10 protein-coding genes are annotated in these 13,842 nt (G+C 66.9%); 7 read left to right on the forward strand and 3 right to left on the reverse strand.

The window, feature by feature from the left end; translation table 11 throughout:
* Positions 1-324: 324 nt before the first annotated feature.
* From AC07VI_RS12635 to AC07VI_RS12665, 7 genes are all read left to right on the forward strand, one after another.
* On the forward strand, positions 325-1,617 hold the full coding sequence (locus AC07VI_RS12635) for an MFS transporter (protein ID WP_492994908.1): 1,293 nt from the start codon (positions 325-327) through the stop codon (positions 1,615-1,617).
* Between the two features lie 10 nt (positions 1,618-1,627).
* Complete coding sequence (gene nirB / locus AC07VI_RS12640) at positions 1,628-4,192, forward strand: nitrite reductase large subunit NirB (RefSeq protein WP_492994906.1); 2,565 nt, start codon at positions 1,628-1,630, stop codon at positions 4,190-4,192.
* 12 nt (positions 4,193-4,204) lie between these two features.
* Positions 4,205-4,561, forward strand: coding sequence for a nitrite reductase small subunit NirD (gene nirD, locus AC07VI_RS12645; protein ID WP_086147120.1), 357 nt, complete (start codon positions 4,205-4,207; stop codon positions 4,559-4,561).
* A complete protein-coding gene (locus AC07VI_RS12650; protein WP_253251962.1) occupies positions 4,558-5,796 on the forward strand; it encodes an NAD(P)/FAD-dependent oxidoreductase in 1,239 nt (412 codons plus the stop codon). Before nirD ends, AC07VI_RS12650 begins: the two co-directional genes overlap by 4 nt.
* Positions 5,797-5,818: 22 nt before the next feature.
* Positions 5,819-8,488, forward strand: coding sequence for a molybdopterin-dependent oxidoreductase (locus AC07VI_RS12655; RefSeq protein ID WP_492994904.1), 2,670 nt, complete (start codon positions 5,819-5,821; stop codon positions 8,486-8,488).
* Between the two features lie 62 nt (positions 8,489-8,550).
* Positions 8,551-9,081, forward strand: coding sequence for an adenylyl-sulfate kinase (gene cysC / locus AC07VI_RS12660; RefSeq protein WP_492994902.1), 531 nt, complete (start codon positions 8,551-8,553; stop codon positions 9,079-9,081).
* A complete protein-coding gene (locus tag AC07VI_RS12665; RefSeq protein ID WP_492994900.1) occupies positions 9,078-11,108 on the forward strand; it encodes a diguanylate cyclase domain-containing protein in 2,031 nt (676 codons plus the stop codon). Before cysC ends, AC07VI_RS12665 begins: the two co-directional genes overlap by 4 nt.
* A gap of 4 nt (positions 11,109-11,112) precedes the next feature.
* Here the strand turns inward: AC07VI_RS12665 and AC07VI_RS12670 are convergent, their stop codons facing one another.
* The 3 genes from AC07VI_RS12670 to AC07VI_RS12680 form a co-directional block, all read right to left on the reverse strand.
* On the reverse strand, positions 11,113-12,030 hold the full coding sequence (locus AC07VI_RS12670; protein WP_086147115.1) for a pyridoxal-phosphate dependent enzyme: 918 nt from the start codon (positions 12,028-12,030) through the stop codon (positions 11,113-11,115).
* A 77-nt stretch (positions 12,031-12,107) separates the two neighbouring features.
* A complete protein-coding gene (locus AC07VI_RS12675; RefSeq protein WP_086147114.1) occupies positions 12,108-12,611 on the reverse strand; it encodes a MarR family winged helix-turn-helix transcriptional regulator in 504 nt (167 codons plus the stop codon).
* A 379-nt stretch (positions 12,612-12,990) separates the two neighbouring features.
* A complete protein-coding gene (locus tag AC07VI_RS12680; protein ID WP_492994897.1) occupies positions 12,991-13,752 on the reverse strand; it encodes a DeoR/GlpR family DNA-binding transcription regulator in 762 nt (253 codons plus the stop codon).
* Positions 13,753-13,842: the final 90 nt, after the last annotated feature.

Genomic DNA, 13,842 nt, shown 5'->3' on the forward strand with positions numbered 1-13,842 from the left:
CATCCTGATCGCAATAGTAATTAGACAATTCTTGCCATGTGCGAGTTCCGCGACGCACCAAGAAGAGGCGCGCCTGCACCGCGATTGGCCATGATCTGGCGCAAAGTTCGTACGGACAGGAGGGCGGTCCCCTGCGGCGGACCTGGCACGGCGCTTGCTAAACAGGAGATACGGGTCAACGGCGATCCCCTGAATAAACGCACAACGGTCCAACGACGGACCACCTGGACAACGGCGTCCGCCCAGGCTGATCTTGCATCGGCGGGGGCGGGCGCCGTTTTTGTTTGCATCTTTGTTATTTTCGGGATACTTCGGGAACCTATCATGGCCAGCCAAAAAGCAACGCGCATCGCGCTCTTCTCCCTCGCCACGCCGCCCATGCGGGCATTCCACCTGACGTGGATGGCGTTTTTCGTGTGTTTCTTCGCCTGGTTCGCCTGCGCGCCGCTGATGCCGGTCATCAAGGGCGAGTTTGGCCTTTCCCTGGCGCAAGTGGCGAACATCAATATCGCGGCCGTCGCCATCACCATCCTCGTGCGCCTGATCGTCGGCCCCTTGTGCGACCGCTACGGCCCCCGCAAGACGTACACGGGCTTGCTGCTGCTGGGCGCCATTCCCGTGCTGGGCGTGGCGGCGTCGCAAAGCTATGCAAGCTTTCTGTTCTTTCGCCTGGGCATAGGCGCCGTGGGCGCCAGCTTTGTCATTACGCAATATCACACGTCCGTGATGTTCGCCCCCAGAGTCGTCGGCACGGCGAATGCGGCCGCCGCCGGCTGGGGCAATGCGGGCGGCGGCGCGGCGCAGGCGCTGATGCCGCTGCTGCTCGGCGCCGTGCTGATGCTGGGCGTGTCCGAATCGCTGGGCTGGCGCGTGGCGCTGCTGGTGCCGGGCGTGCTGATGCTGGTCATGGCGGCCCTGTACTGGAGCTATACGCAGGATTGCCCTGAAGGTAATTACTCGGACTTGCGCGCCGCCGGCGTGGCCATCGAAGGAAAAAAGGGTGGCTGGGACAGCTTCAAGGCCGCCAGCAGCAATTATCGCGTCTGGCTGCTGTTCGTCACCTACGGCGCCTGCTTCGGCATCGAGATTTTCATCCACAACATCGCCGCCGTCTACTACGTCGACCATTTCGGCCTGTCGCTGAAATCGGCCGGCCTGGCCGCCGGCAGCTTCGGCCTGCTGGCCCTGTTTGCCCGCGCCCTGGGCGGCTGGCTGTCCGACAAGCTGGCCCTGCGCGGCAACCTGAACAGCCGCGTGACCCTGCTGTTCATGCTGATGATAGGCGAAGGCGTGGGCTTGCTGTGGTTTGCCAAGGTCGACAGCGTCACGTATGCCGTCATCGCCATGCTGGTCTTCGGCCTGTTCACCCACATGGCCTGCGGCGCCACCTACGCGCTGGTGCCCTTCATCGACAGCCGCGCCCTCGGCGGCGTGGCCGGCATCATCGGCGCGGGCGGCAACGTGGGCGCCGTGGCGGCCGGCTTCCTGATGAAGGGCACGGGCGACATCCGCCAGACCTTGATCATCCTCAGCGCGCTGGTGGTGATCTCGGCCCTGTGCGCCATCGCCGCCCGTTTCACGGGACTGGCGGCCGAACCGACCATGGCCGCGGCCTGAGGAGACAAGCATGAAGCCCCCCCTGAAGATCGTCGTCCTCGGCCATGGCATGGTCGGGCATAAATTCCTCGAACGCCTGGCGCTGGAAAACGCGCCGCACCTGGACGTCACCGTCCTGTGCGAAGAGCCGCGCCCCGCCTACGACCGCGTGCACCTGTCCGAATTTTTCAGCGGCAAGTCGGCGGACGAGCTGTCGCTGGTGGCGCCCGGCTTCTTCGACAAGGACAACGTCGTCCTGAAGCTCAATGCGCGGGCCGTGTCCATCGACCGCGCGGCGAAAACCGTCACGGCCAGCACGGGCGAAGTCTTGATCTACGACAAACTCGTGTTTGCCACCGGCTCGACGCCGTTCGTGCCGCCGCTGCCGGGCAAGGAGAGGGAAGGCTGCTTCGTCTACCGCACCATCGAAGACCTGGAAGCCATGCTGGCCTGGGGTGGCAAGTCGAAAACGGGCGTGGTGATCGGCGGGGGATTGCTGGGCCTCGAATGCGCGAAGGCCTTGCGCGATTTGAAACTCGATACCCACGTGGTGGAATTCGCGCCGCGCCTGATGGCCGTGCAGGTCGACGAGGGCGGCGCGCGCGTCCTGCGCCGCAAGATCGAGGAGCTGGGCGTGACCGTACACACGCAAAAAAACACGCTGGCCATCGTTGACGGCGAATCTGCCACGCACCGCATGCAGTTCGCCGACGGCGGCCACCTGGAAGCGGACATGATCGTCTTCTCGGCCGGCATCCGCCCCCGCGACGAACTGGCGCGCGCCTGCGGCCTGGACGTGGGACCGCGGGGCGGCATCGCCATCGACGACAGCTGCCTCACGTCCGACCCCGATATTTATGCGATCGGCGAATGCGCGCTGTGGGGCGGCCTGGTGTTCGGCCTGGTGGCGCCCGGCTACGAAATGGCGCGCATCGCTGCCCGCCACCTGCTGCAGGAGGAAGAAGGAGAAGCGGGCGAGGCGTCGTTCAAGGGCGCCGACATGAGCACCAAATTGAAACTGATGGGCGTGGACGTGGCCAGCCTGGGCGACCCGCACGGCAATGCGCCGGGCAGCCGCTCCTACCAGTTCATGGACGAGCGCAAGCAGATCTACAAGAAGATCGTCGTTTCCGACTGCGGCAAGTACCTGCTGGGCGGCGTGATGGTGGGCGACGCCAGCGAATACGGCACGCTCTTGCAGATGATGCTCAACAAGATCGAGCTGCCCGAGTTCCCCGAGTTCCTGATCCTGCCGCAGGCGGACGGCCAGCACAAGACGGGACTGGGCGTCGATGCCTTGCCCGATGCGGCGCAGATCTGCTCGTGCAACGACGTCTCGAAAGGCGCGCTGTGCGCGGCCGTGGCCGGGGGCGCCACGACCATCGGCGCCCTCAAAAGCGCTACGTGCGCCGGCACGGCCTGCGGCGGCTGCGTGCCCCTGGTGACGCAGATCATGAAGGCGGAAATGCAGAAGCAGGGCCTGGCCGTGAACAACCACGTATGCGAACACTTTGCGTATTCGCGCCAGGAATTGCACCACCTGGTCCGTGTCGGCAAGCTCCGCAGCTTCGGCGAACTCTTGGGCGCGCATGGCCAGGGCCTCGGTTGCGACGTGTGCAAGCCCGTGGCGGCGAATATCCTCGCCTCGTGCTGGAACGATTTCGTGCTGTCGCCCGTGCACGCCAGCCTGCAGGACAGCAACGATTATTTCCTTGGTAATATCCAGAAGGACGGCACCTACTCGGTGGTGCCGCGCATGCCGGGCGGCGAAGTGACGGCCGACGGCTTGATCGCCGTGGGCATGGTGGCGAAAAAATACGGCCTCTATACGAAGATCACGGGCGGCCAGCGCGTCGACCTGTTCGGCGCCCGCGTGGACCAGTTGCCGGCCATCTGGGAAGAATTGATCGCGGCCGGCTTCGAATCGGGCCACGCCTACGGCAAATCCTTGCGCACGGTCAAATCCTGCGTCGGCTCCACCTGGTGCCGCTACGGCGTGGCCGACAGCGTGGGTTTCGCCATTCAACTGGAAAACCGCTACAAGGGCTTGCGCACGCCGCACAAGATCAAGTTCGGCGTCTCCGGCTGCACGCGCGAATGCGCCGAGGCGCAGGGCAAGGACATCGGCCTGATCGCCACGGAAAAGGGCTGGAATCTGTACGTGTGCGGCAACGGCGGCATGAAGCCGCGCCATGCGGAATTGCTGGCGGCCGACCTGGATGAAGCGACCCTGGTGCGCTATGTCGACCGCTTTCTGATGTTCTACGTGCGCACGGCCGACCGCCTGCAGCGCACCAGCGTGTGGCGCGATAATCTCGAAGGGGGCCTCGATTACCTCAAGCGCGTCATCCTCGACGACAGCCTGGGCATCGCCCACGAGCTGGAAGCGGACATGCAGCACGTGGTCGACACCTATGCCTGCGAGTGGAAAGCGGCCGTCACCGACCCCGCCGTGCGCCAGCGTTTCCGCCATTTCGTCAATAGCGGGAAGAACGATGAAAACGTGGTGTTCGTCGAAGAGCGGGGCCAGATCCGGCCGGCCACGCCCCTTGAACGCCGCAGCACCGTGATCCCCATCCTTGCCGTGGAGGCGTGAGCCATGAATGCGATGAATGAATTGAGCAGCACTATCGCCGACGCCAGCTGGATGGCCGTCTGCCCCCTGACCGACATCGTGCCCGACACGGGCGTGTGCGCGCTGCTGGGGGGGCGGCACGTGGCCGTGTTCCGCGTCGGCGATGCCGCGCCGCGCGTGTACGCCATCGACAATGTCGACCCGAATGCGGGCGCTTCCGTGCTGTCGCGGGGCCTGGTGGGCAGCATCGGCGAACGCGTCGTCGTGGCGTCGCCGCTGTACAAGCAGCATTTCGACCTGGCCAGCGGCGAGTGCCTGGAAGCGCCCGGGCATTCGGTGCAGGCCTGGCCGGCGCGCGTGGCCGACGGCTTCGTATGGGTGGCCCTGTGAACCCGCCGGTCAGGGCCACTGCGCGCCCCTCGCTGGTGGTGGTCGGCAACGGCATGGCCGGCATGCGCACCGTCGAGGAACTCTTGAAACTCGCGCCGGACCTGTACGACATCACCGTCTTCGGTGCCGAACCGCACGGCAACTACAACCGCATTTTGCTGTCGCCCCTGCTGGCCGGCGACAAGACCGTGGCCGACATCATGCTGCACACGCGCGACTGGTATGCGCAGCATGGCATCACCCTGCACGCGGGCGACCCCGTGGTGCGCATCGACCGGCAGGCGCGCACCGTGCAGGCCCTGTCCGGCATCACGGTCGCCTATGACCGCCTGCTGCTGGCCACCGGTTCCACGCCCTTCATCGTGCCCGTGCCGGGCCACGAACTGCCGGGCGTGATCGGCTTTCGCGACATCGACGACGTCGACACTATGCTGCGGGCGGCGCGCCGGCACCGCCACGCCGTGGTCATCGGCGGCGGTCTGCTGGGCCTGGAAGCGGCCAACGGCCTGCAGCGCCAGGGCATGGACGTCACCGTCGTGCACATGGGCGGCAGCCTGATGAACCAGCAGCTCGATCAGCCCGCGTCGGCCTTGCTGAAAACGGCGCTGGAAGCGCGCGGCCTGCGCTTCCTGATGCAGGCGAGTACCAGCGCCATTACGGGCACGCGCCGGGTGGAAGGCGTGCAGTTTGCGGACGGCAGCAGCATTCCCGCCGACCTGGTGGTGATGACGGCCGGCGTGCGCCCCAACATCGCCCTGGCGCAGGACGCGGGCCTGCACTGCGAGCGGGCCATCGTCGTCGACGACTGCCTGCAAAGCTATGATCCGCGCGTGTATGCCGTAGGCGAATGCGTGCAGCACCGGCGCGCCACCTTCGGCCTGGTGGCGCCCATCTGGGAGCAGGCGCGCGTGTGCGGCGCGCACCTGGCCGGCGCCGGACACCGGCGCTACGTGCAGCAGGCCAGCGCCACCAAACTGAAAGTGACGGGCATCGACCTGTATTCGGCCGGCGACATCCTCGGCGGCGAGGGCAGCGAAGACCTGGTGCTGCGCGATCCGCGCCGCGGCATCTACAAGCGCCTGGTGGTGCAGGGCAGCCGCCTGGCCGGCGCCGTGCTGTATGGCGACGTGCAGGACGGCCCCTGGTATTTCGACCTGATCCAGCAGCGCCGCGACATCAGCAGGCTGCGTTCCCATTTATTGTTCGGCCAGGCCCAGTGCGGCCAGGCCGCCTGACAGCGACCGACAGGACACTTTCATGACCAGCTGCACGCCCGTGAAAACCACTTGCCCTTACTGCGGCGTCGGCTGCGGCGTGGAAGCGACACGCCTGCCGGACGGCGCCATCCGCATCGCCGGCGACGCCAGCCACCCGGCCAACCTGGGCCGCCTGTGCGTGAAAGGCTCGGCGCTGGGCGACACCCTGGACCTGGACAACCGTTTGCTGCAGCCGCAGGTACGCGTGGACGGCGTGCTGCGGCGCGCTTCCTGGGATGCCGCGCTGGACCAGGTCGCCGGCGGCTTGCGCGCCATCATCGCCGAGCACGGGCCGGACGCCGTGGCCTTGTACGTGTCGGGCCAGCTGCTGACGGAAGATTATTACGTCGCCAACAAATTCATGAAGGGCTATGTGGGCAGCGCGAACATCGACACCAATTCGCGCCTGTGCATGTCGTCGGCCGTGGCGGGACACAAGCGCGCGTTCGGCGAGGATATCGTGCCCGGCTGCTATGCAGACCTGGAACTGGCCGACATGATCGTGCTGGCGGGCTCGAACACGGCCTGGTGCCACCCGATTTTGTTCCAGCGCATCGCCCGCATCAAGGAAACCCGGCCGGAGATGAAACTGGTGGTGATCGACCCGCGCCGCACGGCTACCTGCGAGCTGGCCGACCTGCACCTGCCCGTGAAACCGGGCACGGACGTGTGGCTGTTCAACGGCTTGCTGTGCCACCTGGCGCGTGAAGGCGTGGTCGATGACGCTTTCGTCACGCTGCACAGCCGCGGCCTGGACGAGGCGCTGGCGGCGGCCCATGCGGATTGCGGCGACCCGCTGCAGGTGGCGCGCATCTGCAAGGTCGACCCGCACGCCCTGCTGGCGTTTTACCAGGCGTTTGCCGCCACGCGCAAGGTCGTCACCGCCTTTTCGCAGGGCGTGAACCAGTCGTCCAGCGGCACGGACAAGGTCAACAGCATCATCAACTGCCATCTGGCGACAGGGCGCATCGGCCAGCCCGGCATGGGGCCGTTTTCGCTCACGGGCCAGCCCAACGCCATGGGCGGGCGCGAAGCGGGCGGCCTGGCCAACATGCTGGCGGCGCACCTGGAACTGGACAATCCGCTGCACCGCGACACAGTGCAAACCTTCTGGGACTCTCCCCGCATGGCGAACAAGCCGGGCCTGAAGGCCGTGGAACTGTTCCACGCGATCGAATCGGGCAAGGTCAAGGCCGTGTGGATCATCGCCACCAACCCGCTCGTCAGCATGCCGGACGCCGACCAGGTGCGCCGCGCGCTGGCCAGGTGCGAGCTGGTGGTGGTGTCGGACATCAGCGCGCAGTCGGACACCAACGCCCATGCCGACGTGCTGCTGCCCGCGCTGGGCTGGGGCGAGAAGGACGGCACGGTGACGAACTCGGAGCGGCGCATCTCGCGCCAGCGCGCCTTTTTGCCGGCGCCGGGCGAGGCGCGCGCCGACTGGGACGTGCTGTGCGACGTGGCGCGGCGCATGGGCTATGCCGGCTTTGATTTCACGTCGCCGCAAGCGATTTTTAGCGAGCATGCACGGCTGTCCACCTTCCGCAACGGAGCGGAAACGGCGCGCCTGTTCAGCCTGGCGGGACTGGACAGCCTTGATGCAGCGCAATACGACGCGCTGGCGCCGCAGCAGTGGCCGCAGGGCCAGGCGCGGCTGTTCGGCGACGGCCGCTTCGCCCATGCGGACGGGCGCGCCCGCTTCGTGCCGACGGCGCCGCGCGCGCCGCGCAACGCGCCCGATGAAGACTATCCGCTGATCCTGAACACGGGCCGGGTGCGCGACCAGTGGCATACGATGACGCGCACCGGCAAGGCGGCGAAACTGTCGGGCCACGTCGCCGAGGCCTTCATCGACCTTCACCCGCAGGATGCGCTGCTGTACAGCGTGCGCGAAGGCGAACTGGCGCGCGTCACCAGCGCCTGGGGCGCCATGGTGGCGCGCGTCGTGCATGGCGGCGGCATCGCGCGCGGCCAGGTCTTCTTGCCCATCCACTGGAGCGACGCGAATGCCTCCGACGCGCGCGTGGGCGCCGTCGTCAACCCGGCCGTCGATCCCGTCTCGGGCGAGCCGGAATTCAAGCACACGCCCGTGCGCATCGAGCAGTTCCGCGTGCACTGGCATGCGTTCGTGCTCAGCCGCACGCCGCTCAACCTTGACGGCGTGGCGCACTGGACGCGCGTGCAGGGCGAGCAGTTCTTGCGCTACGAGCTGGCGGGCCGCCAGCGCATCGAGGATCTCGGCGCCTGGGCGCGCGCGCTGCTGGGCGTGACGGATAGCGAGGCCGACTGGCTCGATTACGCCGACGCCAGCGCCGGCGTGTACCGCGCCGTGCACCTGGACGAAGGGCGCATCGCGCAGTGCGTGTACGTCTCGCCCCGTCCCGACCTGCCGTCGCGCAGCTGGCTGGCCAGCCTGTTTGCGCATGTGCAAATGGAGGCGCTTGATCGCGCCGGCGTGCTGCTGGGCCAGCCCATCGGCAAGGGCGTCGACGCGGGACCGACCGTGTGCTCATGCTTCGGGGTGGGGCGCAACACCATCTGCGCCGCCATCGTGGAACGCAAGCTGACGACGACGGCGCAGGTGACGGCCTGCGTCAAGGCGGGCGGCAATTGCGGCTCCTGCGTGCCCGAGATACGACAGTTGCTGCTTGAGGCGCGCAGCGCGGCCTGAAAATCTGTCCTTTCCGGCACGGCTTTGTTATATTGCCAGCTCTATAACAGAGAGGCAGTGTGATGACAGCAGGACAACACCCTACGGTCTGGCTGACGGGCTTGAGCGGCGCCGGCAAGACCAGCATTGCGCTTGCGCTGGCGCAAACGCTCATGGCCCAGGGCCAGGCCGTGACGGTGCTCGACGGCGACCAGCTGCGCCATGGCCTGAACCGCGACCTCGGTTTCAGCCCCGAAGACCGGCATGAAAACATCCGCCGCACGGCCGAAGTGGCGCGCCTGATGAATGACGCCGGCTTGCTCGTCATCGCCGCCTTCATCTCGCCCAGCCGCGCCGACCGCGCCATGGCCGCCGCCATCATCGGCGCCGCGCATTTCATCGAAGTCCACGTCAGCACGCCGCTGGCCGTGTGCGAGGCGCGCGATCCCAAGGGCCTGTATGAAAAGGCGCGCGCGGGGCAGATTGCGCAATTCACCGGCGTTTCCGCGCCCTATGAAGCGCCGCTGGCGGCCGCGCTGGCCCTGGACGCGGGCATCCTGGCGCTGGACGAGTCGGTCGCGCGCATCTGCCGGCACCTGCGGCAGCGGCCGTGACGACCTGGCGCAAACGATTGCGCCGGCGCTTGCCCGCCAGCCTGAAGGCGCGCATGAGCATGGTCGTCTTCCTGCTGGTGCTGGGCGCCGTGGCGCTGCTGGCGCTGGCCACCCTGGCCGTGGCCGAACGGGGCATGCGCGACGTCACGGGCCGGCAGCAGTACGTGTCCCTGGCCAGCGCCGCCGTCTTCATCGACGAGGAGCTCGACGCCAGGCGCAACGTGCTGCGCGCCATCGCCGACAGCCTGGCGCAGAGCGGGGCACATGACGGCGCCGGCCTGCAGCGCTTCCTGGCCGGGCAGACGGTGCTGGGCAAGGAGTTTTACTCGGCCGGCGTGGTCGGCGTCGACGGCGCGGTGCTGGCCAGCGTCAGTCCCTTCAAGCCGCAGGCGGGGCTGAACCTGAAAGGCCGCCCCTACTTCGAACAGACGCTGGCGACCCGGCGCTCGGTGATCTCCGCGCCGCTCAACGGCAGCATTTCCGGCATGCCCATCGTGGTGGTGACGCAGCCCGTGTTCGATGCGCAGGGCGCCATGCGCTATGTGCTGGCGGCCAGCGTGAACCTGCGCCAGCCCGACTTCCTGGGCCGCCTTGGCGTCCTCAAGCCCGGCGCGGGCGGCTACCTGTACATCATGACCAATGACGGCGTCATCGTCGAACACCCCGACAAGTCGCGCATCATGCAGCATATCGGGGCCCATGGCCCGCTCAGCGAGCCGACGCGGCGCGCCATGCAGGGCTTTGAAGGCTGGCAGACGGGCACCACCACGGGCGGCGTCGACGCCCTGTTCGCCTACCACCGCATCGCCTCGACGGGCTGGATACTGGCCTCCGTGTATCCCATGCGCGAGGCTTTCGCGCCGCTGCACGCCATCCGCAGCAAGATCCTGCTGGCCGCCGTGCTGCTGGCGGCGCTGGCGGGCCTGGCCGGATGGCGCGCGGTGCTGCGCCTGCTGCGCCCCCTGGCGCGCCTGCGCCACCATGTGCATGAGATCCGCCGCCAGCGCCTGGGCATCGAAGCCCTGCAGATCGAGCGGCGCGACGAAATCGGCGACTTGAGCCGCGATTTCTATTCGCTGGTGGCCGAGCGCGAGAGCGCCGAGGCGCAGACGCGCGACAGCGAGCGGCGCCTGAAGCTGCTGACGGACCACGTGCCCGTGGTGATCGTCTACATCGACCGCGAGCACCGCTACCAGTTCATCAACGCCACGTTTGAACGATGGTTCGGCGTCTCGGCCAGGGAGAGCCTGATGCATTCCATGCGCGAGGTGCTGGGCGAGGAAGCCTATCAGCTGCGCGAGCAGTACCTGCGGCGGGCATTCCGGGGCGAGGAGGTCGAGTACGAATTCACCGTCGATGCCGATGCCGCCGAGGCCGCCGGTGCCGGCGAGACGGGGGAGCGCACCTTCCACACCACCTACGTGCCCGACGTGGGCGAAAGCGGCACGGTGGAAGGCGTGTATGGCCTGATCCACGAAATCACCAAGGTCAAGGCGGTGCAGACGGCGCTGCGGTTTGCCGCCGCCACCGATATCCTGACGGGCATCGCCAACCGGCGCCGCTTCGACGAGCAGCTGGCACAGAGCATGCAGCGCACGCGCGCCACGCGCGCGCCGATGGCGCTGGCTTATCTCGATATCGACCGCTTCAAGGCCATCAACGACAGCCTGGGACACCAGGCGGGCGACGAGGTGCTCAAGGAGTTTGCCGCCCGCCTGGCCCGCAGCGTGCGCGCCAGCGACCTGGTGGCGCGCCTGGCAGGCGATGAATTCGTGATCATTTTCGAAGGCGTGAAGAGCGCTGCCGAAGTGCGCCATATCGGCGCCAAGATCATCGGCGCCATCCGCCAGCCGTTCGACCTGGCCGGCGGCGCGCTGCCGGTGACGGCCAGCATCGGCATCGCCATCTTCCGCGACGGGGCGCTGGCGCCGGCCCAGCTGCTGGACCTGGCCGACCAGGCCCTGTACGACGCCAAGGGACAAGGCCGCGACGGCGTGGCCCTGATCGAGGCAGGCGCGCCGGCGTAAGCGCCTACAGGGTGGCGGCCCAGTGGTCGAGCTGCTGCGTGGTGGCCGTCACGCCGCCGCAGACGATGACGAGCACATTGCGGTAGGGCGCCAGTGCCGGCGCCTTGCCGTAGACGGCGGCCAGGGCCGCGCCGCAGGCCGGTTCCACCACCAGCCGATGATCTTCGATAAACCGCCGGCAGGCGTCGACGGCGGCCAGGTCCGACACCACCACGCTGTGCAGCGGGCGCGTCTGGCTGATGGCGAACGCCTGCGCGCACACCTGGCGCGCGGCCAGCGACGTGGCGATGCTGCTCACGGCCGGCAGGGCCACGTGTTCGCGCGCGGCCACGGCGGCGGCCAGCGAGGCTGCTCCTTGCGTTTCCACGGCCACCAGGGCCACGTCATCCCAGCCGTTGCGCTGCAAGCCTTCGGCCACGCCGGCCAGCAGGCCGCCGCCGCCCACCGACAGCACGACGGCGTCCGGTTTCAGGCCCGCGCGGGCCACTTCATCGATCATGCCGGCATGGCCCTGCCACAGCAGCGGGTCGTCGAACGGGTGCAAAAAGGCGTCCTGCGGCGTAAGCATGGCTTGCGCCAGCGCGTTCGCCTCCTGCCAGGCGGCGCCGTGCACGATGACCTCGGCGCCTTCCTGCACGATCAGGGCCCTGGCCCGTTCGCTGGTCGTTTCCGGCACGACGACGACGACGGGGATGCCCAGCTGGCGTCCCGCATAGGCGACGGCGATGCCGGCATTGCCGCCGGAAGAGGAAATGAAGCGGCTGGCGCCGCGGCGCGCGTATTCTTCGCACGCGAGGCCGATGCCGCGGATCTTGAACGAGCCGGGCGGCTGCAAGGCTTCCAGCTTGAGCCAGATGGCGCGCTCGCTGAGCAGGCTCAGCGCGCGCGAGTTGAGCAGAGGGGTTTCGATGTGCAGGGCCATGCGTTTTCCTGGAAGACAGTCAGGCCAGCATCATAGCCGAAGCGCCCGCGCCGCCGCATCACCGTTGCCACACCCCGTCAATTCAGGGGCGCGCTCTTCAGCTGGTGCCTGCGCGCCACTTCCTTCAGCGCTTCGAGCAGGTCGTCGCGCAACTGGCGCGGCAGCTGGCCGAAGAATTCCTCGTCGTTCTGGTCGGCCATCTCGGCCAGCACGGGTACCAGCGCTTCGCCTTCCGTGGTCAGTTCGATCGAGTGCTGGCGGCGGTCGGCCAGCAGGATGGACTTGCTGACCATGCCCTTGCTTTCCAGGCGGTCGATCAGCTTCGACACGGCGCCCTTGCTCATGCCGGCCACTTGCGCCAGCACGGTGGGCGAGGTGCAGCCGAGGCGGAACATTTCGCGCAGTACTACCCATTCGGAGACCGTTACGCCGTTGGCTTCGGCTTTTTTCTGGAAGCTGTGGGAAACGTGGTTGGAGACGAAGCGCAGCCAGTAGCCGAGGTGCGCTTCGAGCTCGCTGACGCGCACGCTGTTGGGGTGGCTGACTTGCGGCGTGACGGCCGCTTCAAAATTATGGCTCATTTCTATTCCTTCACTGGGCGATGCAGCCGGCATGGTTAAGGCCTTCGCACTTGCGGTCGAGTGGTTTTGTTTAGGGACGCAGTTTGCTGATGGTACTTTTAACACTGATTTAACAGGAAAGCATTTGCAGCTTCGGTACTTTTCTCTATTTCCTTGCTCTGGATATACAAAAAAACTAATATCAAGCAAATAATCGTATTGCTGGAGAGGAAGATTAAAAAAATAACGCATGTTGCATCAATGGTAACAGCATTTTTGCCGAATTGATAAATATTTCACGTCCATCGCTGCGTTCGCCCCCATTCGCGTCTTGCCCGCGCGACAGTCGCCACTCGCCCGTGCGCCGGCAGGCCAGCAATGGCCGTCCGTTTCCCCGTCGTCAGGCGGCCACCACCACCTTCACGCCCGCCTCGCGCAGTACCTGGGCAAAGCGCGGCGGGGCGGGCGCATCCGTGAACAGCATGTCGACCTGGGCCAGGTCGGCCAGGCGCACCAGGGCCTTGCGGCCGAACTTGTGCTGGTCGGCCACCAGCCACACTTCGCGCGACTGCTCGATGATGGCTTGCGCCACTTTGACTTCGCGCGCGTCGAAGTCGCGCAGGCTGCCGTCTTCGTCGATGCTGGAAATGCCGATGATGCCGATGTCGACCTTGAACTGGCGGATGAAGTCGATGGTGGCCTCGCCGACGATGCCGCGGTCGCGCCCGCGCACCACGCCGCCGGCCACGATGACTTCGCAGGCGGCGTTGTCGGCCAGGATGGCGGCCACGTTCAGGTTGTTCGTCACCACGTGCAAGCCCGTGTGCCGGCCCAGCGCGCGCGCCACTTCCTCGGTCGTCGTGCCGATATTGATCAGCAGCGAACAGCCCTGCGGCACTTGCGCGGCGACGGCGGCGGCGATGCGCCGCTTGGCGTCGCTGTTGAACACTTGCCGCTGGCTGTAATCGATGTTTTCCACGGACGAGGGCAAGCCGACTCCGCCATGGTAGCGGGCCAGCAGGCGCGCCTCTTCCATCTGCTTGACGTCGCGGCGCACGGTCTGCGGCGTCACGTCCAGCTGCTGCGCCAGCTCTTCGACGGACATGGTGACCTTCTGGCGCACCACTTCAAGCAGGCGCCGCTGGCGGGGATTCAAAATCATGGGCTTGTCTCTTTAAAAATCACAAACGAACAAAAACGAACAAATAGTGATAAAAATATGTTGCTATCGATTCGCAATCTGGCGTATCTT

The organism is Janthinobacterium sp. GW821-FHT03A03, from assembly GCF_059421435.1.